Source organism: Vibrio nitrifigilis (assembly GCF_015686695.1).
Lineage (GTDB): Bacteria > Pseudomonadota > Gammaproteobacteria > Enterobacterales > Vibrionaceae > Vibrio > Vibrio nitrifigilis.
Window position 1 is genome coordinate 2,844,437 of record NZ_JADPMR010000001.1, and the last position, 19,754, is coordinate 2,864,190.

General features: G+C 42.2%; 19 protein-coding genes and 9 tRNA genes. 8 read left to right on the plus strand and 20 right to left on the minus strand.

The window, feature by feature from the left end; all coding sequences use genetic code 11:
- Nucleotides 1-48: 48 nt before the first annotated feature.
- Complete coding sequence (argR, locus tag I1A42_RS12670) at nt 49-519, minus strand: transcriptional regulator ArgR (RefSeq protein ID WP_161154008.1); 471 nt, start codon at nt 517-519, stop codon at nt 49-51.
- A 335-nt stretch (nt 520-854) separates the two neighbouring features.
- Here argR and mdh point away from each other — a divergent pair, with 335 nt between their 5' ends.
- Nucleotides 855-1,790, plus strand: coding sequence for a malate dehydrogenase (gene mdh / locus I1A42_RS12675; RefSeq protein WP_161154007.1), 936 nt, complete (start codon nt 855-857; stop codon nt 1,788-1,790).
- 98 nt (nt 1,791-1,888) lie between these two features.
- On the opposite strand, the gene ispB is transcribed toward mdh, so the two are convergent.
- Nucleotides 1,889-2,860 carry an octaprenyl diphosphate synthase gene (gene ispB, locus I1A42_RS12680; protein ID WP_161154006.1) on the minus strand — a complete coding sequence of 324 codons (972 nt, stop codon included), beginning with the start codon at nt 2,858-2,860 and terminating at the stop codon, nt 1,889-1,891.
- A gap of 272 nt (nt 2,861-3,132) precedes the next feature.
- On the opposite strand from ispB, the gene rplU reads away from it, so the two are divergent.
- The 6 genes from rplU to folA all read left to right on the plus strand — a co-directional run bounded on the left by rplU (nt 3,133) and on the right by folA (nt 7,136).
- A complete protein-coding gene (rplU, locus tag I1A42_RS12685; protein ID WP_008072988.1) occupies nt 3,133-3,444 on the plus strand; it encodes a 50S ribosomal protein L21 in 312 nt (103 codons plus the stop codon).
- Between the two features lie 20 nt (nt 3,445-3,464).
- Nucleotides 3,465-3,722, plus strand: a complete 258-nt coding sequence (rpmA, locus tag I1A42_RS12690) for a 50S ribosomal protein L27 (RefSeq protein ID WP_161154005.1) — start codon at nt 3,465-3,467, stop codon at nt 3,720-3,722.
- A 217-nt stretch (nt 3,723-3,939) separates the two neighbouring features.
- On the plus strand, nt 3,940-5,115 hold the full coding sequence (gene cgtA / locus I1A42_RS12695) for an Obg family GTPase CgtA (protein ID WP_161154004.1): 1,176 nt from the start codon (nt 3,940-3,942) through the stop codon (nt 5,113-5,115).
- 160 nt (nt 5,116-5,275) lie between these two features.
- On the plus strand, nt 5,276-6,037 hold the full coding sequence (locus tag I1A42_RS12700; RefSeq protein WP_196123661.1) for a threonine/serine exporter family protein: 762 nt from the start codon (nt 5,276-5,278) through the stop codon (nt 6,035-6,037).
- A 4-nt stretch (nt 6,038-6,041) separates the two neighbouring features.
- Entirely contained in the window at nt 6,042-6,509 is a 468-nt protein-coding gene (locus I1A42_RS12705) for a threonine/serine exporter family protein (RefSeq protein WP_196123662.1), read from the plus strand.
- Between the two features lie 81 nt (nt 6,510-6,590).
- Nucleotides 6,591-7,136 (plus strand): type 3 dihydrofolate reductase, encoded by a 546-nt coding sequence (gene folA, locus I1A42_RS12710; protein WP_329604824.1) that lies wholly within the window; start codon nt 6,591-6,593, stop codon nt 7,134-7,136.
- A 48-nt stretch (nt 7,137-7,184) separates the two neighbouring features.
- Here folA and apaH read toward each other — a convergent pair whose 3' ends face one another.
- The 6 genes from apaH to lptD form a co-directional block, all read right to left on the minus strand.
- Complete coding sequence (gene apaH, locus I1A42_RS12715; protein ID WP_196123663.1) at nt 7,185-8,000, minus strand: bis(5'-nucleosyl)-tetraphosphatase (symmetrical) ApaH; 816 nt, start codon at nt 7,998-8,000, stop codon at nt 7,185-7,187.
- Nucleotides 8,001-8,010: 10 nt separating this feature from the next.
- Nucleotides 8,011-8,391: a Co2+/Mg2+ efflux protein ApaG gene (gene apaG / locus I1A42_RS12720; protein WP_196123664.1), complete on the minus strand. Its 381-nt coding sequence runs from the start codon at nt 8,389-8,391 to the stop codon at nt 8,011-8,013.
- A gap of 58 nt (nt 8,392-8,449) precedes the next feature.
- A complete protein-coding gene (rsmA, locus tag I1A42_RS12725) occupies nt 8,450-9,259 on the minus strand; it encodes a 16S rRNA (adenine(1518)-N(6)/adenine(1519)-N(6))-dimethyltransferase RsmA (protein WP_161153998.1) in 810 nt (269 codons plus the stop codon).
- A gap of 13 nt (nt 9,260-9,272) precedes the next feature.
- Nucleotides 9,273-10,271 (minus strand): 4-hydroxythreonine-4-phosphate dehydrogenase PdxA, encoded by a 999-nt coding sequence (gene pdxA, locus I1A42_RS12730; RefSeq protein ID WP_202436353.1) that lies wholly within the window; start codon nt 10,269-10,271, stop codon nt 9,273-9,275.
- Nucleotides 10,255-11,547 carry a peptidylprolyl isomerase SurA gene (gene surA / locus I1A42_RS12735; RefSeq protein ID WP_196123665.1) on the minus strand — a complete coding sequence of 431 codons (1,293 nt, stop codon included), beginning with the start codon at nt 11,545-11,547 and terminating at the stop codon, nt 10,255-10,257. Before surA ends, pdxA begins: the two co-directional genes overlap by 17 nt.
- Before the next feature lie 65 nt (nt 11,548-11,612).
- Nucleotides 11,613-13,967, minus strand: a complete 2,355-nt coding sequence (gene lptD / locus I1A42_RS12740; protein ID WP_196123666.1) for an LPS assembly protein LptD — start codon at nt 13,965-13,967, stop codon at nt 11,613-11,615.
- A 154-nt stretch (nt 13,968-14,121) separates the two neighbouring features.
- Between lptD and djlA the strand changes: the two genes are divergently transcribed.
- Nucleotides 14,122-14,979, plus strand: coding sequence for a co-chaperone DjlA (gene djlA / locus I1A42_RS12745; RefSeq protein ID WP_161153994.1), 858 nt, complete (start codon nt 14,122-14,124; stop codon nt 14,977-14,979).
- Nucleotides 14,980-15,331: 352 nt separating this feature from the next.
- On the opposite strand, the gene I1A42_RS12750 is transcribed toward djlA, so the two are convergent.
- From I1A42_RS12750 to mutY, 12 genes are all read right to left on the minus strand, one after another.
- Nucleotides 15,332-15,407, minus strand: a tRNA-Asn gene (locus tag I1A42_RS12750).
- A gap of 26 nt (nt 15,408-15,433) precedes the next feature.
- Nucleotides 15,434-15,509: transfer RNA gene (locus I1A42_RS12755), tRNA-Thr, on the minus strand.
- A 38-nt stretch (nt 15,510-15,547) separates the two neighbouring features.
- A tRNA-Asn gene (locus tag I1A42_RS12760) sits at nt 15,548-15,623 on the minus strand.
- Nucleotides 15,624-15,649: 26 nt separating this feature from the next.
- Nucleotides 15,650-15,725: transfer RNA gene (locus I1A42_RS12765), tRNA-Thr, on the minus strand.
- 91 nt (nt 15,726-15,816) lie between these two features.
- Nucleotides 15,817-15,892, minus strand: a tRNA-Phe gene (locus tag I1A42_RS12770).
- A gap of 652 nt (nt 15,893-16,544) precedes the next feature.
- Nucleotides 16,545-16,620 (minus strand) — tRNA-Asn (locus I1A42_RS12775).
- A 7-nt stretch (nt 16,621-16,627) separates the two neighbouring features.
- Nucleotides 16,628-16,703, minus strand: a tRNA-Phe gene (locus tag I1A42_RS12780).
- 6 nt (nt 16,704-16,709) lie between these two features.
- A tRNA-Thr gene (locus tag I1A42_RS12785) sits at nt 16,710-16,785 on the minus strand.
- A 93-nt stretch (nt 16,786-16,878) separates the two neighbouring features.
- Nucleotides 16,879-16,954, minus strand: a tRNA-Phe gene (locus tag I1A42_RS12790).
- Between the two features lie 106 nt (nt 16,955-17,060).
- The gene (gene mltC, locus I1A42_RS12795; RefSeq protein WP_196123667.1) at nt 17,061-18,188 is read right to left on the minus strand and encodes a membrane-bound lytic murein transglycosylase MltC; all 1,128 of its coding nucleotides are present in this window, start codon (nt 18,186-18,188) and stop codon (nt 17,061-17,063) included.
- An 89-nt stretch (nt 18,189-18,277) separates the two neighbouring features.
- Nucleotides 18,278-18,550 carry an oxidative damage protection protein gene (locus I1A42_RS12800; protein ID WP_161153992.1) on the minus strand — a complete coding sequence of 91 codons (273 nt, stop codon included), beginning with the start codon at nt 18,548-18,550 and terminating at the stop codon, nt 18,278-18,280.
- A gap of 12 nt (nt 18,551-18,562) precedes the next feature.
- Entirely contained in the window at nt 18,563-19,621 is a 1,059-nt protein-coding gene (gene mutY, locus I1A42_RS12805; RefSeq protein ID WP_196123668.1) for an A/G-specific adenine glycosylase, read from the minus strand.
- Between the last annotated feature and the right edge of the window lie 133 nt (nt 19,622-19,754).

Sequence of the window (19,754 nt, forward strand, 5' to 3'; positions counted from 1 at the left end):
AGCAACGAATCCTGAACCCGCATTTTGAGGTGACTTGGATATCTGTAATTAGCCTGCATATTCAAACAGTTCACAGACAGAAGCAAAGAGTTGCTCTGTGGGAACTGCTGCCGTAGGAGTAATAAAAATAGTATCGTCACCAGCAACAACGCCAAGGATACCTTCGGATTTACCTAGGGAATCAAGCAAGCGAGCAATTAGCTGTGCTGCACCTGGACCTGTGTGAATAACAACAAGTGCAGGGTTGTGATCAATATCTAACACGAGTTCTCGTAGCGAGCTCGATACCGTTGGGACGCCGAGTTCTGCCGGTAGGCAGTAAACCATTTCCATCTTGGCGTTACGCGTACGTACTGCGCCAAATTTCGTCAGCATCCGTGAGACTTTGGACTGGTTAATGTTCTCGAATCCTTCGCTTTTCAGTGCATCAACGATATCACCCTGTGACCCAAATCTTTCTTCTTTGAGTAGAGCTTTAAAAGCACGAACGAGGTTATCTTGTTTGTCTGTATTGCGCATTTTTCTCTTTATTAGGATTCTATGATGGATTTGCTGCATATTTTCGCATAGATATGCAGGTTTCGCCAAATTATCCCATAAAAATGTCATAAAGGTCACTTAAAGACACAAAAACTACTATATTTATTAGAGGTCCTCTTGAGGTTTCGAGAGAAATTTTCATAATAGCGCCCCCGATTATCGTGTGATGGCTAGTTATGTGTTGAGCGATCTCTCAAAAAGCAAAAGTTAAATTTATGTAATCAAAATGTGATTACTATACTTGCGATGAGTGAACTCACCATACCCTACCAAACACATATATAAGAGACCTGAAGTCTCTAGGAGAACTTAGAATGAAAGTCGCTGTTATTGGTGCCGCTGGTGGCATCGGTCAAGCCCTTGCATTGTTGCTCAAGAATCGTCTACCAGCAGGAACCGATCTTGCTCTTTACGATATTGCTCCGGTGACTCCCGGTGTGGCTGCAGATTTGAGCCACATTCCAACCCCTGTATCAATCAAAGGTTATGCAGGTGAAGATCCTACTCCTGCTCTAGAGGGCGCGGACGTTGTATTGATTTCCGCTGGTGTTGCTCGTAAACCAGGGATGGATCGTGCTGATCTTTTTAATGTTAATGCTGGTATCGTTAAGTCGATAGCAGAGAAAGTCGCTGCGACCTGCCCAACAGCTTGTGTGGGTGTGATTACTAACCCGGTTAACACAACGGTTCCTATTTTTGCCGAAGAGATGAAAAAAGCAGGTGTGTACGATAAACGTAAACTGTTTGGTGTGACGACTCTTGATGTGATTCGTGCCGAAACGTTTGTTGCTGAATTGAAAGGTAAAGACCCTAGCAACATTCGCGTTCCTGTGATTGGTGGTCACTCAGGAGTTACTATTTTGCCATTACTTTCCCAAGTAGAAGGGGTAAGTTTTAGTGAAGAAGAAGCAAAATCGCTCACTTATCGAATTCAAAATGCGGGTACAGAAGTTGTTGAAGCGAAAGCGGGTGGTGGTTCTGCGACACTGTCGATGGGTCAAGCTGCATGTCGCTTTGGATTAGCACTTGTCAAAGCTCTACAAGGTAGTGAAGAGGTTATTGAATACGCTTATGTCGATGGTGGTAGTGAACACGCACCGTTCTTCGCTCAGCCCGTTAAACTTGGCCAAAATGGCGTAGAGGAAGTGCTTCCATACGGCAAACTGAGTGCTTATGAGCAAAAAGAGTTGGCGGATATGCTGCCGACATTGAATAAAGATATTCAAACTGGCGTAGATTTTGCCAAATAATTCTGACTTTTTCAGAGTATTCTGAGTACACAGAAAAACGAAAGCCGACGTTGAGTCGGCTTTTTTATTCCGTAGAACCTAGAAATCAATACTCGGTTCTATTTCGTGCGATTCACAGACATGTGAGCAAGGGTAATCAATGCTTCTTTATATTCGCTGTCGGGAATTGCGCTGAGTTCAGCAATTGCTTTATCTGCTTCTTCTTTTGCTTTATTCGTGGTGTAGTCTAATGATCCTGCTTGATCCATTGCAGATAATATTTCCTCAAGACGATCCATGCCGTTGGCTTTTTCGATCGCTTCACGGATCATTGCCGCTTGTTCAGGTGTTCCATTACGCATTGCATGAAGCAGTGGCAGTGTCGGTTTTCCCTCTGCGAGATCATCTCCAACGTTCTTACCCATCTCTTTTCCGTCTGATGTGTAATCCATCACATCATCGATAAGTTGAAAGGCGGTACCCAAATAGCGGCCGTAGTTCTGCATAGCCAACTCTATTTCTTTAGGCGCTTCTACAAGTAAAGCACCAATTTGAGTTGCCGCTTCAAACAGGCGAGCTGTTTTTGAATAGATAACCTGCATGTAGCTTTCTTCGGTAGTGTCAGGATCGTTACAGTTCATCAGTTGTTGAACTTCACCTTCCGCAATCACGTTTACCGCGTCGCTCATGACAGTCAAAATTGGCATGGAACCAAGTTGAGTCATCATTTGGAATGAACGAGTGTAAATATAATCGCCAACTAGCACGCTAGCTGCGTTACCAAATGCTGCGTTCGCTGTTTCTTTGCCGCGGCGCATATCTGATTCATCGACCACATCATCGTGCAATAATGTCGCCGTATGAATAAATTCAATAAAGGCGGCTGCGAGTGTATGTTTTGTCCCTTGATAGTCTAAAGCGCGTGCAGAAAGAACGGCAAGTAGAGGACGTAGACGTTTACCTCCGCTACTGACGATATAAAAACCAAGTTGGTTAATCAGTGATACATCTGAGTTTAATTGCGCTTGAATTGTTTCATTCACTTTTGCCATATCATTGGCAGTAAGCGCTTGGATAGCTTTAAAATCCATCGTAAATCCGGCTGAAGTTAGAGCCTTTATGGCGTTTAGTTCTTCGATAATTGTTGAATAATACACTAAAAAACGTTGATAAATACATGGTTGAAGGGCATGATCTCGCCACTTTTCTTTGGCGATTAGGTTTTCGCCAATTTTTTTAAATTATGGCTTGTCTTAAGGGCGTCCTTCGAGTAGAATCTGCGCCCTATTGATGATTAGTTTAGCGCACACCCAAAATGCACATTATGTAAGCATACGGCTGTGCGGAAAAAGCGGAGTAAAATATGTACGCTGTTTTCCAATCTGGTGGTAAACAACACCGTGTAAGCGAAGGTCAAACTCTTCGTTTAGAAAAATTAGACGTTGAAACTGGCGCAACTGTAGAGTTCGATAAAGTTCTTCTTGTTGCTAACGGTGAAGATGTTAAAGTTGGTGCTCCTCTAGTAGAGGGCGGTAAAGTTGTAGCAGAAGTTGTACAACACGGTCGTGGCGATAAAGTTAAAATCGTTAAGTTCCGTCGTCGTAAGCACTCTCGCAAACAGCAAGGTCACCGTCAGTGGTTCACGGAAGTGAAAATCACTGGTATCAACGCTTAAGTTATTAGGAGAGTCTAACAATGGCACACAAAAAAGCTGGTGGTTCTACTCGTAACGGCCGCGATTCTGAAAGTAAACGCCTTGGTGTTAAACGTTTCGGTGGTGAATCTGTTCTAGCAGGTAACATCATTGTTCGTCAACGTGGTACTAAGTTCCACGCTGGTAATAACGTTGGTATCGGTAAAGACCACACTCTTTTCGCTCTATCTGAAGGTAAAGTGAAATTTGAAGTTAAAGGTCCTAAAAACCGTAAATTCGTTAGCATCGAAGCTGAATAATTTTAGTTTCTAATGAATCCAAAAGCCCTGCCGTTAGGTGGGGTTTTTTATTTATTTGCGGCTTATAAAATTAGAGCCCATACCAAGGTACTCATCTGAGAGTAGCTTGTTATTTGTTCCATAGTAGTAAGCGATATGTCCTGAGTCGTCGGCTTCTGCTAAAATTAATAGCATTCTCAGTAGATGATATTGCAACGCAAATGATGCGGAGTAAAAAATGAAATTCGTTGATGAAGCGGTAGTGAAGGTTCAAGCTGGTGATGGCGGCAACGGTGTTGTTAGCTTCTGGCGTGAAAAATTCGTTGCCAAAGGTGGCCCTGATGGTGGCGACGGCGGTGATGGCGGCGATATTTATATCGAAGGCGATGAAAACCTTAACACCCTTATCGATTATCGTTTTCAGCGCTTCTATGACGCAGAGCGCGGTGAAAATGGTCGTGGCGGTAACTGTACTGGTAAACGCGGCAAAGACAAAGTTTTACGTGTACCGGTTGGTACGCGCGCGGTTGATATCCACACTAATGAGATTGTGGGTGAAGTTGCAGAGCATGGTAAACGTGTGATGGTTGCTAAAGGTGGCTGGCACGGTTTAGGTAACACTCGTTTTAAATCGTCAGTTAACCGTGCACCTCGTCAGAAAACCATGGGGACTAAAGGGGAAGTTCGTGAACTTCGTTTAGAACTATTGCTGTTAGCTGATGTGGGTATGCTTGGTTTACCTAACGCAGGTAAATCTACTTTTATCCGTTCGGTTTCAGCGGCAAAACCAAAAGTCGCTGATTATCCATTTACCACTTTGATCCCTAGTTTGGGAGTGGTAAGTGTAGTGCCAGAGCGTAGCTTTGTGGTCGCTGATATCCCTGGTTTGATCGAAGGGGCGGCAGATGGTGCAGGTCTTGGTATTCGTTTCTTGAAACACCTTGAGCGCTGTCGTGTACTGCTACATATGATCGACATTATGCCTGTGGATCAAAGTGATCCTGTGCAAAATGCATTAACGATCATTGATGAGCTTGAACAATATAGTGATAAGCTGGCAACTAAACCACGTTGGTTAGTGTTCAATAAAGTAGATCTTCTGCCTGAAGAAGAAGCGGATGAGATCATTCAAAACATCATCGATGCTTTAGGTTGGGAAGAAGATTACTACAAGATCTCTGCAATCAATCGTCAAGGCACGAAAGAGCTGTGTATGAAGTTAGCGAACTTCATGGATGAACTTCCTCGTGAAGTTGAACAAGAAGTGACTGCTGAAGAGTCTGTTGACTTTATGTGGGATGACTACCATAAAGATGCAATGGCTGGTGATAATGTTATCACTGAAGATGATTGGGATGATGAAGATTGGGATGACGAAGAAGATGATGGTCACGTCATCTATGTTCGTGAATAATCTTTACTCGTCTAATTAAGTCGAAGCCGCTGTCAGTTAATGACAGCGGCTTTTTTATATTTTGCGATCTCAATTGTTAGATTAAACCATCGTTGCTGTTTACCGATTGATATATCATCGGCTTTAATATGAATGAGATGATTAAATAGGAAAGGATTCAATGGCCTCTAGACAAAGAGCAGTTTCTCGGCTGATTGCTCATGCCGGAAAGATGCTACTTGCCCATGGAGCAGAGAGTACTCTGGTCGGTGATATTATGCGCCGGATGGGATTTGCCTGTGGAATGAGTGAAGTTGAAGTCTCGCTGTCTGCTAGCTCGCTCGTCGTTACCACTGTGTATAAAGGGCACTGTATTACGACCGCAAGGCGTTGCACCGATAAAGGCCTAAACATGCGTGTTGTGACTCAAGTACAGCGTATTTGTATCATGATGGAACGAGGTTTACTCGATCACACAATGGCGCAACATAAGCTCGATACGGTGAGCCCTAAGCGCTATAACCGCTGGCTGGTTGTTATCATGATTGGATTGTCTTGTGCCTCATTCAGTCGTTTAGCGGGAGGTGATTGGCCTGTATTTGGTATGACTTTTCTAGCTTCAGCGATAGGAATGATGGCGAGACAAGAGATGGCCGCGCGTCACTTTAACCCTTTACTCACGTTTTCTGCGACTGCATTTGTAACTTCTTTAGTCTCAACTCAAGCGATTAATTACCATATTGGTAATACACCAACACTAGTTATGGCTTCCTCTGTATTGATGTTGGTTCCTGGTTTCCCATTAATAAACGCTGTCGCAGATATGTTAAAAGGGTATGTGAATATGGGCATTGCTCGGTTCACGTTTGCCAGTCTACTGACGTTATCGATTTGTCTTGGCATTATCGCAGCAATGCGAGTGACGGGTGTATGGGGATGGTAAGTATATGATTGATCTGATGTTAGGCCTGTTAAATGATATGTTTTTTGCATCAATTCCTGCGGTCGGTTTTGCATTGGTATTTAATGTCCCAGTTCATGCGTTACGATTTTGTGCCATATTGGGGGCTGTTGGCCACGGCTCGCGCTATTTAATGATGCACTTTGGCATTCCCATTGAATGGGCTACATTTTTTGCTGCTTCGATAGTGAGCTTTATTGGTGTGTATTGGTCTAAGAAGTTTTTAGCCCATCCTAAGGTCTTTACTGTCGCGGGGATCATTCCAATGGTACCGGGCGTTTTCGCTTATAAAGCAATGATTGCTATGGTACAGATTAACCATGATGGGTTTTCATTGTTGCTTCTCCAAACGTTGATGGAAAACTTCTTAAAAGCGATGTTTATTATCGCAGGGTTAGCTGTTGGTCTTGCTGTGCCTGGGCTGTTATTCTATCGCCGTAAACCCATTGTCTAGTCATGATGCTTTATACTTCATTGTGCTATTAATATATTCTTGTATAATTTCGAATCTTTCCGTTCACTGAAGGTATTTAAAGTGAAAATTAGCATGATTGCAGCTCTCGCTCATAATGGAGCAATAACTAAAGAAAATGGGTTTATTAATCCCCCACAGAGCAGAGTTATAGGAAGTGATAATGCTATGCCTTGGCATTTACCAGAAGATTTTAAATGGTTTAAAGAGAATACTCTTGGTAAGCCTGTTGTTATGGGAAGAAAAACCTATCAGTCGATAGGACGATTATTACCAAATAGAAAAAATATCATTATTAGTCGAGATCCTAATTTTGACGTCGATGGCGCTATAATAGTACCTTCTATAGAGCAAGCTATTGAGTCGGCTTCTGGGGCTGAAGAAGTTATGGTTATTGGCGGAGGAAGTGTATACGAAGCATTTCTTCCTAAAGCTGAAAAGCTTTATCTTACATTTATAGATGCCGATGTCGATGGTGATACTCATTTCCCTGATTGGAGCAAAGTCAGCGGATGCTGGGAACAGATTTATAATCGTGAGTATAAATCTGATGGAGAAAAGAATATATATGATATGACTTTCGTCATTTTAGAACGTCCAGTGCCATAGAGCTATTTAACTTTCAAAAGTAAAGCCAGTGTCATACTGGCTTTATGTTTAAGATACGTTCTCAAGGGCTTTTTGAGTAAACAGCTTTTTATCTTCCCATCGCAACATGGTGAGTTTTCCTCCCCAAACACATCCTGTATCTAATCCATAAAGGTCGGTGCCAGTGTAGCCTTCTAACGCAGCCCAGTGACCAAAGATAATTGTTTTAGGGAAAGAGACTCGGTTCGGTACTTGAAACCAAGGCATCAATTCTTGGTTATGTACTTCTTTAGGCGGTAGTTTACATTGCATGTCTAAACGAGCGTCTGTGTAGCAAAAACGCATGCGAGTAAAAGCATTGATAATGTATCGGTAGCGATCAATCCCCTGTAATTCATCGGACCATTGATCAGGCAAATTGCAATACATCTCTTTTAAAAGCCACTGCCAGTCGCCGTGATGTAGTATTTCTTCCACTTCTTGTGCCGCACTGCGAGCTGTTACTAAATCCCATTGTGGTGAAATTCCAGCGTGACACATGACAAAATCTTGATGTTCCAGCATCAGAGGTTGATGACGAACCCAGTCGAGTAGTTCATCTCGATCTGGCGCATCTAAAATAGGCTGGGTTTTATCCTTAGGTTTCGCTTTATGAATCCCTAGTGATACGGCGAGTAAATGAAGGTCGTGGTTACCTAAGATAACCTTAGCAGATGACCCCAGAGAGCGAATGAAGCGGAGCGTCTCTAATGATTTTGGACCTCTAGCGACTAAATCGCCAGCGAGCCAAAGTTCATCTTTTTTTGCTTTGAAGTTTGCTTGTTTGAGTAAGAGCTTGAGCTCGTCTAAACAACCCTGAATGTCACCAACGATATAGGTCGACATAATCACTCCATTAATTTAATACATTTGGAACGGCTAAGCGGAAGGGATCTATTTCCGCGAGAAACTCTTTCCCATCTGAATTATGCATGATGTAGTGACCTTGCATGACTCCTACTGGCGTTTCTATAGCGGTACCACTGCTATAGGTGTATTCGTCGTTACCTGGAATAAAAGGTTGTTCCCCAACAACACCATCGCCTTCTACGTTCATCTGTTTGCCATTAGCATCAGTGATTAGCCAGCGACGTCCAATTAATTGAACGGTTTCAGTGCTGAGGTTTTTAACCGTGATGAGATAAGCAAACACATAGCGATTTTGCTCAGGGGTTGATTGTTCAGGGATATATTTTGTGTGAACTTGGATTTTGATACAAGGCTTAGAAAAATCCATATCAACTCCTTGAAATAGTGAGAAAAGAAAATAGGACGACTTTCGTCGTCCTATCTCATTATGCACTTTGGTTGGCATCTAGCCAATTTGCCATTGCAACAAATTGTTCCAGAGTGAGGTTTTCTGGACGCATAGCTGGGTTAACTCCCAAGGCTTCAAGTCGTTCTACGTCGATTAAACCCTTATAGCAGTTACGAACGGTTTTACGGCGTTGGTTAAAACCATCACGAACCACTCTGTCGAGCCATTTTAGACTCGTAGTTGGATGAGGTAGAGTCTCGTATGGCACTAATCGTACAACTGCTGAATCCACTTTTGGTGGTGGAACAAAGGCAGTGGGTGGTACTTCTAAAACAGGAACGACTTTACAGTAGTATTGAGCCATCACGGTTAAACGACCATACGCTTTACTACCTGGTCCAGCAGCAAGACGTTTTACCACTTCTTTTTGTAGCATAAAGTGCATATCTTGGATGTCTTTATGAAACTCAAATAGGTGGAACATTAACGGCGTAGAAATGTTGTACGGTAAGTTACCAAAAATACGCAGCTTGTTGTCTGGCTTCACCAACTGGGTGAAGTCAAAGCGCATCGCATCACCTTCATGGATGGTCAGTTTCTCACCTAATTCAGGATGATTGCGTAGACGTTCTGCTAGATCTCTGTCCAGTTCGATAACCGTTAGTCTATCGATTTCTTTGCCGACAGGTTCAGTCAATGCGCCTAAACCAGGACCAATTTCAACAAGATTTTGCCCAGGTCTTGGATTGATAGCAGAAACGATCCCATCGATGATATATGGATCGTTTAGAAAGTTTTGGCCAAAGCGTTTACGCGCTTTGTGTCCCATATGGACGTCATTTCTCATAATGTTCTCGAAATTAATTCGCTTTCTTATCAACTAGCTCGATAGCTTGTCTTAATGCTGTTTTGAAGCTTCCCATATCAGCAAGACCCGTACCTGCTAAATCAAGCGCAGTTCCGTGGTCAACGGACGTCCGTATAAATGGTAAACCTAGAGTAATGTTTACAGATTGTCCAAAACCTTTGTATTTTAGTACCGGTAGCACTTGGTCGTGATACATGCCTAAAACAGCATCGGCGTTTTGTAAGTATTTGTCATTAAAAATGGTATCTGCTGGTAAAGCCCCAATCAGTTGATAACCTTTTTCTTGACGCAATTTTTCTAATGTTGGGTTAATGGTGTCGATCTCTTCATGACCCAGAACACCATCTTCTCCTGCATGAGGGTTCAACCCACATACGTAGATATTAGGTCGTGCTATAGCAAACTTATTGACTAAATCTGCGTGGAGAATATCAATGATTTTCTCTAAGCGTTCGCTTGTCACCGCTTTAGACACGTAGGCCAAAGGAATGTGAGTGGTAACTAACGCAGTTCTTAAGCCTTCAGTTGCTAACATCATGACGACGAGTGGAGTATTGGAGAGTTCAGCAAAGAACTCTGTATGACCACTAAAGGCCACCCCGGCACGATTTATTACCCCTTTATGCACAGGGCCGGTGACAATAGCATCAAATTCACCATTCATACAGCCTAAAGCGGCTCTTTCTAAGGTTTTTAATACATAACGGCCATTAGCTTCATTAAGTTGGCCAGCTATTGTCGGCTCTTGCTGTGCAATATGATCAACCACTAAGGTTCCAGCTTGCTGCGCACTTGCAGGGCTGTTTGGATTGTAATCGAGTAAATTAACGTGAATACCGAGCTGTTTGGCTCGGTCTTCAAGTAATGATTTATCTGCGCAAATAATTAATTGATGTGGCCAGTCATGTTTGGATAATTCCAAAACCAAATCAGGGCCAATACCAGCAGGCTCCCCCGCTGTTACCACCAACTTTCTAACTGTCACTGTCATCACCTTTTTGAATTTCAATATAAGCGCTTGCTCTTAGTTCTTGTAACCAAGCAGTCGCTTCTTCATTGAATTTACGGTTAAACAAAATGCGATAAGCTTTGTTTTTCATTGCTGCGTCTGTTTTATCTACTTTGCGTCGATCTAACACTTGCACAATATGCCAGCCATGCACGGTTTTAAATGGTTGGCTGATTTGTCCTACCGGTAATGTTTCCACTTGGTGCTTAAACTCAGGAACATACATATCAGGTGTTTGGTAACCCAATTCGCCTTTTTGAGATGCAGAGCCAGGATCTTGGCTGTATTGCTGCGCTAACTCACCGAACGTCGCTTCGCCATTTTTAATACGGCGAATGAAACTATTCAGCTCTTTTTTCGCGCCTTCATCGCTGAGAATTACACTCGGTTTTATTAAGATATGACGGGCATTAACTTCTGTTACAGCAACAGATTTTAGCCCTTTAACTGCTGTGATTTTCAGGATATGAACGCCTGCGCCACTAGTAAATGGGCCAATAATATCACCTTGGTGCTGGTCACTAATATGATCAGCAAAGATGGTGGGCATTTCCTCTTTACGCATCCATCCCCAGTCGCCACCATTGAGGGCTTTAGGACCTTTTGAGTAGCTCATGGCTAATTGGCTAAAGTCTGCACCTGATTTAAGTCTTTTCACTAAATCCTGTGCTTTCTTTTCCATTTCATCTTTATTGTCATCGTTATAACGCAGTTGGATGTGACTGATTTTATATTGAACCGTCGCATTTGTTTGCTGCGCTAACAGTTTAGCCATGTTATCGACTTCAGCAGGAATGATATTAATACGACGGCGAACTAATGCATTGCGAGCTTCACTAATTTCCATTTCCTTGCGGATTTGGTTGCGAAACTCTTCGTAAGTTAAGCCTTCGTTTTTAACGGATTGTTTAAGTTGCTCTATCGATTGTTTATTACGTTGAGCAATATCTTTAATCGCTGCAGTTAGTCGAGCATCATCGATTTTGACACCAATACGTTTCGCTTCTTGTTCTTGTAATTTATCAAGAATAAGTTTATCGATGACTTGATCATGAAGAACAGCAGCCGATGGTAAAGATTTACCACTCTGTTTAACGTTCGCTTTTACCGTTTTTATTGCGTTATCGACATCACTTTGCAGGATCACGCCATCATTGACGATAACGGCAACCTTATCCAGTTCTACCGGTCTAGCCAGTACGTTAGTGCATGTCAGCAGGGTCACTAAACAAATTAAAGCGTGTTTCCACAATTTCATTTTAGATCCTATTGAAATTGAAGGGCTGAATTTTCAGCCCTTAAGTTTAACTATTTGAAAATAGTCTAGTTATTTAAGAAAAATGGTCGTCCGTAGCCTAATGAGCTACTGCTTGATATCAGGTCAGTACCCATATTGGTACCTAATCCAATGATGCCAAAGCTTAAGCCAAAGTTATTTTCGTAGACTGGGTCTGCATCTGGGTAGTTATATAAGCTGCTTTCCCAGTGGTCTAGCTCTCGACTATAGGTAAAGCCCATATACCAACAATCAGAGGTATAACGTAGACCAGCAATCCACTCTAAAGGTTCATCCGTTGTTAAATCATAGAAATATTGCCCGGTCGCGTACCATTTTGGGGATAACTGATAAGCGCCTAACAATCCAACCTGCGATAGACCATCTGTCGTGTAATACTTGTAGTTGTCTTTGGTGATAAAGCTCGCTTGCTCTTGGATGTAATCTAAGCTCACATAGCGATAGTTTGCTTGAACGTAGCCTTTATCGAAGCGATATTCCAACGTGCTGTTTGCTGTTTGTACGTCATTTTTATCAGTATCAAACTGAAGGCCGCCATGATAGAACAAGTAATCATCGTAGTTAAAGTCACTTTCTAATGCCCAAGCTGAGAAGTCAGAGCTGCTCTCTTCATCATCAACGTCTTGAGGTGTTGAGGCTGAATGGAAGTAGAAAATCTGACCAAAAGATAAGTTAAAGCGCTCTTTATACTGGTCATCAAAGAAACGGGTGGTCGCACCGTAACTCACTTGGTTTGCTGACGCTATGTAATCGATACTGCTGTATGGATTAGAACGGAATAACCCGTAATAGTCAGTTTGCAATAGAGTTGTATCGTAGTAAGAGTAAATTTCTTTTTGGTCACGCTTTGGAATATAGAGATACTGAACTTGAGGTTCTAGCGTCTGAGTGTATTCCCCTAAGAACTTATCATTACTTTCTAAGGTAATACCCGCGTGACTTCGAAACTCAGGAACAAAGCGTGAGGTGCTTTCTTTAAGATCGTAACCGTCTGCTTTGATATCCGTGAGATCAACACCAGTGAGATCTTGTTGATAATACGTCCCTAACATGCGAGCTTCAGTTGTCCAATTACCCCAGGTATTTGCCAGTGGAATCGTCAATCCTGGTTCAACGTGAACACGAGTCGCTGATGGCTTGTTATCTGAATCATTTTCAAAACGCGCAATATGGCTTTTTACATCGAAGTCTAGATAACGCATCAATTCTGGTGCGTAGTAGTTATAAGACAGCTCTGGCAGCAATTTGTATGGAAGATCACTGTCACTTTCGGTTAATAACTGGAAGTTACGTACTAGCAGTGAAGCATCCCAGTTATCTGAACGGTATTTTGCTTCACCTTCTTGCATTAGCTGGCCATCTTCACGATTACCAACACTAGAACTCAAATCTGTAAAGTAATCAATATCACTGACTTTTGAGTAGTCGATCGTGAATTTCCAGTTTTTATTGTAAATGCCATTGTGTTCATACTGGAAGCCCCAGCGAGCGCCGTCACCATCATAGTCTTTATCATCAGGGAGATATTCTGAGGTGATTTCCCCAGAGCCTAGTTCAGATAAGTAACGGAATTTACTATTTAATTGTACGCCTCGTTTTTGCATATAGTGCAAAGAGGTTTCTAAATCGTAATTTGGAGCTAAGTTCCAGTAAAATGGCACCTCCATTTCCATACCGTCTTTCGAACCATAGGAAACGCTAGGGTATAGAAAACCTGTTTTACGTTTATCGCCAATAGGCACGGTTAAAAGAGGTAAATACATCACTGGGACGTTTTGAATTTCAAAGCGTGGGTTATAAAAAGTTGCCTCTTCTTCATCTTGGTCGACATCGATGCTTGAAGCAACGAAACGCCACGAGCTATCACCTTCAGGACATGAGGTAATAGAGCCATCTTCAATTTGATAAACTTTTTTACCTGTACGAGCGACATAAACGGCATGTCCACGTCCAGGTTGACAGAGAAATTTATAATCTGTGTTCTCTAATGTCATCTCATCAGAGTTAAGGTTGTTTGTTGCTTTATCTGAACGGGTCTTGACTTGTCCATCATTAAATTGCACATCACCTTCAGCAACGACAACATTTTCTTTTTGATGGAGCGTAACACTTTGCGCTTTGATACGCTTTTTACCCTGAGTGACAACAACATTGCCAGAATAAGTGGCTTTATTACCATTAATTGCTTCTAGCTTATCGGCCTCGACATTGATAGGCTGTTCCTTCGAGTTTTCCTGCTCAGGTTCATTGATGATGCATTGATCAATGGCAGCCGGTTTTAGCGAGCTATTAACTTGAGTGTCTTCAGCAGCTTGAGTTAGAGGCGCGAATAGAGCCGCGCTAATAGAAGCGGCTAAAAACGTGCGGGAAAAACGTAACATTGAATTGTACTATCCTGTTGAGCTTAAATGATTCCTAAAAAATCGGGAGCGAATGCGAAAATTTAATAAAACGATTCATATCATAAAGGAATTTAGCGCTTCCGACACTATCAGACTGCTTTACAACTTAAAAATTCACAGATGAGAGCACATAATGCAGATTTTTGGCAAAATTCTTGGCGCCTTTTTCGGGTTTCTGTTTGGCGGACCGATCGGATTATTATTTGGATTATTTCTTGGCCATCAATTTGATAAAGCTAGACGCTTAAGTCAAGCTGGTTTTTCCTCCGGGGCATTCAATGGCCCGAGTCAGGCCGAACGTCAACAAGAGTTTTTTAATGCGGCATTTGCCGTGATGGGACATGTAGCGAAAGCAAAAGGGAAGGTGACTCGGCAAGAGATTGAGTTAGCGACTCAAGTCATGGATCGTATGGGGTTATCTGGCGAACAACGTCGTATTGCTCAGGATGCATTTCGCCAAGGTAAAGAAGCTGATTTTCCTTTAGACCAAGTATTGGAAAAAATTCGGATTTTAACTTCTGGCAGGTTTGATCTACTCCAAATCTTTATTGAACTTCAAGTTTCATCAGCGTTTGCTGATGGTGAGTTAGATCCAAGTGAACGAGAACTACTTTTTAAAATTGCAGCAGGACTGGGTTTTTCGGCTCAGCAACTCGAACAGCGTTTACGTATGCAAGAAGCTGCGTTTCGTTTTCAACGAGGTGGCGGCTTTGGTGGTCAACAGCAATATTCAGGTCAGCAGCAATCAGGAAGCTGGCAGCAGGAGTCTGCGGCGAGTCAGCTCGAAGATGCTTATGAGATTTTAGGTGTATCGGCCGATGCGGATGCTAAAGCGATAAAACGTGCTTATCGCAAACTGATGAATGAGCACCATCCTGATAAGCTGATTGCAAAAGGGTTACCTCCAGAGATGATGAATGTTGCTAAAGAGAAATCACAGCAGATACAGCATGCTTATGATGTGATTAAAAAAGTGAAAGGTATTCATTGATACCTTTTACAACAAACGAAACCGGCCTTGAGCCGGTTTTTTTATATTGATATCCAAGTAACCTCTTCAGCCTAGAATATATTCGCTCTTAGGATGAAGACATTGTGATTCTACGTTGAAAGGGAATGACCATTCCTGCCGTGCTTGAGCTGGTCCTAGGCTCGTTGATGAGGCTCTGAATTCTGCATGTTGAGGTTATTGGGGTATAGGATTAGAGCTTTTTATTTCTTGCATTCGTAATATGAGATGGCTTTAAACGTGGTAAAGAGGAGGGGGGCTTTATGAATATTCGAGAACGATTAACCTAGGCTAAAACGAAAAAACCACAGCGATTGCTGTGGTTTTCGAAAAGTGGCTCCCCCTGCAAGACTTGAACTTGCGACATACGGATTAACAGTCCGCCGTTCTACCGACTGAACTAAGGGGGAACAGATTGTGTTTCTCGTGAGAGAAATGGTGCCGACTACCGGAATCGAACTGGTGACCTACTGATTACAAGTCAGTTGCTCTACCTACTGAGCTAAGTCGGCACTGAGGTTAAACAGTCAATTAACTATTTAACGAAAAGTGGCTCCCCCTGCAAGACTTGAACTTGCGACATACGGATTAACAGTCCGCCGTTCTACCGACTGAACTAAGGGGGAACAGATTGTGTTTCTCGTAAGAGAAATGGTGCCGACTACCGGAGTCGAACTGGTGACCTACTGATTACAAGTCAGTTGCTCTACCTACTGAGCTAAGTCGGCACACTTTATTTATGTTGTGATGAATAACATCAACCAACTAAATCATGTTATCTGTCGTTGCGTTAACTACGAAACACCAGATTATAAATCGTGGTGCCCGGAGGCGGAATCGAACCACCGACACGAGGATTTTCAATCCTCTGCTCTACCGACTGAGCTATCCGGGCGACGAGGTGTATTAAACGGTTTTTCCGATTTGTCGTCAACACTAAATTGCAAAAAAAAGTTTGTTTGTTGTTTTTATATACTCAATGACTTGTTTTTAGTCATTTATATACAAAAAAAGGGTGAAAAAAACCTTTCAAATTGCAATGGAAAGGGAAGCGATACAGATGGCTGATCGTTTTTAATCCAGTGTTTTAATATGGCAGTGGCTAATGAATTTGCTATACCCTATCCATATTACCCGCCTAAAAAGCAAATCCGTGCTTTACCTAAGAGCGAAACCATTCTCGCTGAAACAGCATCTTGAGGTTACTTGGGGATAAAATCTTATAAAAAGGTCACAGATTTCATATTGTCGCAGTGGCCTTATATTTTTATCACAGTGATAGCAGGCTTAGATCGGCTTTATGTCTCAATTTAGAGTCTGAAAATAGATGAGGTATATAGGGCAGATAAGCTTGTGGTGCTCACGATACTAAATGGTGCAATTTTCTTAAGCTAACTTAAAGAAGGGGGAACTTGTTGATGAACAAGGAACAAGTCTGAGTTCTCTTCCTGAAAAATAGAACGGTAGCAATTGCGCTTTTGGGATAATGCGGAAGAGTGTAACGTAGAAACGAAAAAACCACAGCGAATGCTGTGGTTTTCGAAAAGTGGCTCCCCCTGCAAGACTTGAACTTGCGACATACGGATTAACAGTCCGCCGTTCTACCGACTGAACTAAGGGGGAACAATAATGGTGCCTCGAGGCGGAATCGAACCACCGACACGAGGATTTTCAATCCTCTGCTCTACCGACTGAGCTATCGAGGCAATAAATGGTGCCGACTATCGGAATCGAACTGATGACCTACTGATTACAAGTCAGTTGCTCTACCTACTGAGCTAAGTCGGCACACTTTATCTATTGCGGTTGATGTATGACATCAACAAACCAAATTGTGCTATCTGTCGTTGCGTTAAGTACGAAACACCAGATTATAAATCGTGGTGCCCGGAGGCGGAATCGAACCACCGACACGAGGATTTTCAATCCTCTGCTCTACCGACTGAGCTATCCGGGCAACGGGGCGCTATTAAACGGATTTTCGGTCTTCACGTCAACTTGTTTTTGCAAAAAAAATAAAAAAAAGCGTTAACTGTCGGTATTTTGGACGATTTGCTGCTTTTTTATTTATTATTGAACTCTTTTTGGTAACGAGTGACCTTTTCAAGATAGCGACGTGATTCTGCGTTAGGGTGCTTTTTAGTCAGTGCCCAGTAAACTTGATTAGGCTGGAGACGATTAATATCACTGACTGCTCGACTTTTATTACGGCTAAAAGTATTTAGTACACCGCCTGCGCCACCGTTGTATGCAGAAATCATACTATATTCAAGTGATAGGGGATTATTCACTTCTCTTAAGTAACGATTTTTAAGCAGATAAAAATAGGCCGTCCCTGTGTCAATATTGTTTTCTGGATTAAATAAATATTTTGGTGAAGGTTGGCCTGAACGGTTTTTGACTAAGCGGAATACATCACGTCCCGCCGTTTTGGGTACCACTTGCATAAGCCCATAAGCATTAGCCCAGCTCACCGCGTATGGGTTAAAACTGCTTTCTGTCTTTATTATGGCGTAAATTAGGTCTTCATCGATCCCATAGCGTTTAGCCGCTCTTCTTACGATGTTTGCATACTTGTAACTACGTATTTCAATTTGATCAGCTACCATGGGGATTTCCACATAGTAAGACTTTTTAAAATCGACCTTTTTAACTTTGAGTTGATGTGTAATCAAGTAATCGGCAAAGCGTTTTGCACGCCACGACCATTGGATGGGCTGATGATCTTGATCGACAACCTGTTTATACAAGAACGGTTGTCCTTGAAGTTGTACGTTTTTGGAAGAGAATAAATCGACTTGAGAAGGGTTATCTGGGGTTAGAAGAGTGGTGATAATTGCCTGACGCAAATGTTGCTTTGGTTCTGTCGTCGCAACAGTTTCAACCAAGATTGTCCCTTTATCAAAGTTGACTTCTGTCCGGCTCAGGTAGTTATCTATGTACTTTACGTAGTTACGTTTCCCTGCGATTTTGATTTCTTTACGGCCCCATTTCTGCTCGATTTTGCCGGAAAAACTATTGATTAAGGCATCTAGTGCTGCAGTATCTTTTCTATATTGCCCTGGAAGTTGGGCAAGATTTTTGGCAAAGCGGTTGGTTGGCTCGTAATCTATATCATAGAGTTTGGCTATCATCTCTCGACTACAACCGGTTAAGAGAAACAGAACTAAACAATATAGGTAAGGCTTCATCGCTTCCTCGTCAGGCCATTAGTACGGTGCTTTAATAATTGAGTATCCAAAATAAAAGGGTGAAAGAATCCGTCTTTCACCCTACGCTATTATTCACTTGGTGGGGTATAACCTTCAATGTGGACGTCTTGTCCTTCAAATAGAAACTTAACCATTTCTTCTTCTAGTAATTTACGATGTTCTGGATCCATCATATTTAATTTTTTTTCATTGATCAGCATGGTTTGTTTGTGTTGCCATTCTGCCCAAGCTTCTTTAGATATTGAATCAAAGATGCGTTTACCCAATTCACCTGGATAAAGTTGGAAGTCGAGACCTTCCGCTTCTTTTTGTAGGCGAGCACAAAATACAGTGCGGCTCATAGAGATATCCTCTTAATTATGCATCAATTCAAATGGCAGGCTGTCGAGCAATTGCTTTACAGGGGCTGCCAAACCGATTTGTTCGGGTTGAGTTAAGTTATACCAAAGACCTTTAGTTCCTTCCATTATCATGTCAGGTTTTGCTGACAATTCGAATAAAACTGGCGTGATATCGAGATGATAATGGCTAAAAGTATGGCGAAAAGTGATCAATGTTTCTTGTCTAAGGATCGTGGAGTCTTTGATCCCTCGAGTATCAATCATAGTTTGTAGATCATTGTGGGTATTTTCAGGAAAACAGTAGAGCCCACCCCAAATACCAGTTTGTGGGCGTTGCTCTAACCAAATTTCATTGTCGTGATGGAACATAGCAAACCAAGCTTGTTTCACGGGTTTTTCTTTTTTCGGCTTTTTACCAGGATAATTGAGCGGTGTGCCTTGTTTATAAGCCTGACAACTTTTTTGGACTGGGCAGAGCAAGCATTTAGGATTACTCCGAGTGCAAACCATTGCGCCCATATCCATCATTGCTTGGTTGTATTTATCGACATGTTCTTTTGGGGTATTGAGCTCAGCAAATTCCCACAATTGGTTTTCGACTTTTTTTTGTCCAGGCCAACCTGAAACGGCATAATGGCGTGCTAACGTGCGTTTCACATTGCCATCTAAAATAGCATGAGGCAATTGGTAGACAGAAGAAAGGACCGCTGCTGCTGTTGATCGTCCAATACCTGGTAGGGCATTCATTTCCTCAATATCTTGAGGAAATTCGCCCCCATGTTTTTCAACTACCATTTGAGCGGCTTTATGCAGGTTACGCGCTCGAGCGTAATAACCCAATCCAGTCCAAAGATGCAGTACTTCATCTTGAGGTGCTTGAGCTAAGGCTTGCACGGTAGGGAAGCGCTCCATAAAACGCTCGAAATAAGGAATCACGGTAGCAACCTGAGTCTGTTGCAACATGATTTCCGATAACCAAACGCTGTAAGCAGTTTTATTTTGTTGCCATGGTAAGCTCTTACGTCCGTAAGCGTCATACCAATTGAGGATCGACTTTGCAAAAGGAGTCACGACATGCTCTTTTATTATGATAATGATATAAAATTTAATCACAGTGTAATGGATAGCCAAATACTATGAAAAGACACCAGCTGTGATTTCAGTGGTTCTATCATGGCGAATAATGGTCGAATAACAACACACA

What these genes read in the sequence shown, in the direction of transcription:
- argR (WP_161154008.1), bottom strand. Translation starts at nt 519, where the DNA reads ATGCGCAATACAGACAAACAAGATAACCTCGTTCGTGCTTTTAAAGCT.
- mdh (WP_161154007.1), top strand. Translation starts at nt 855, where the DNA reads ATGAAAGTCGCTGTTATTGGTGCCGCTGGTGGCATCGGTCAAGCCCTT.
- ispB (WP_161154006.1), bottom strand. Translation starts at nt 2,860, where the DNA reads ATGGATTTTAAAGCTATCCAAGCGCTTACTGCCAATGATATGGCAAAA.
- rplU (WP_008072988.1), top strand. Translation starts at nt 3,133, where the DNA reads ATGTACGCTGTTTTCCAATCTGGTGGTAAACAACACCGTGTAAGCGAA.
- rpmA (WP_161154005.1), top strand. Translation starts at nt 3,465, where the DNA reads ATGGCACACAAAAAAGCTGGTGGTTCTACTCGTAACGGCCGCGATTCT.
- cgtA (WP_161154004.1), top strand. Translation starts at nt 3,940, where the DNA reads ATGAAATTCGTTGATGAAGCGGTAGTGAAGGTTCAAGCTGGTGATGGC.
- I1A42_RS12700 (WP_196123661.1), top strand. Translation starts at nt 5,276, where the DNA reads ATGGCCTCTAGACAAAGAGCAGTTTCTCGGCTGATTGCTCATGCCGGA.
- I1A42_RS12705 (WP_196123662.1), top strand. Translation starts at nt 6,042, where the DNA reads ATGATTGATCTGATGTTAGGCCTGTTAAATGATATGTTTTTTGCATCA.
- apaH (WP_196123663.1), bottom strand. Translation starts at nt 8,000, where the DNA reads ATGTCGACCTATATCGTTGGTGACATTCAGGGTTGTTTAGACGAGCTC.
- apaG (WP_196123664.1), bottom strand. Translation starts at nt 8,391, where the DNA reads ATGGATTTTTCTAAGCCTTGTATCAAAATCCAAGTTCACACAAAATAT.
- rsmA (WP_161153998.1), bottom strand. Translation starts at nt 9,259, where the DNA reads ATGAGAAATGACGTCCATATGGGACACAAAGCGCGTAAACGCTTTGGC.
- pdxA (WP_202436353.1), bottom strand. Translation starts at nt 10,271, where the DNA reads ATGACAGTGACAGTTAGAAAGTTGGTGGTAACAGCGGGGGAGCCTGCT.
- surA (WP_196123665.1), bottom strand. Translation starts at nt 11,547, where the DNA reads ATGAAATTGTGGAAACACGCTTTAATTTGTTTAGTGACCCTGCTGACA.
- lptD (WP_196123666.1), bottom strand. Translation starts at nt 13,967, where the DNA reads ATGTTACGTTTTTCCCGCACGTTTTTAGCCGCTTCTATTAGCGCGGCT.
- djlA (WP_161153994.1), top strand. Translation starts at nt 14,122, where the DNA reads ATGCAGATTTTTGGCAAAATTCTTGGCGCCTTTTTCGGGTTTCTGTTT.
- mltC (WP_196123667.1), bottom strand. Translation starts at nt 18,188, where the DNA reads ATGAAGCCTTACCTATATTGTTTAGTTCTGTTTCTCTTAACCGGTTGT.
- I1A42_RS12800 (WP_161153992.1), bottom strand. Translation starts at nt 18,550, where the DNA reads ATGAGCCGCACTGTATTTTGTGCTCGCCTACAAAAAGAAGCGGAAGGT.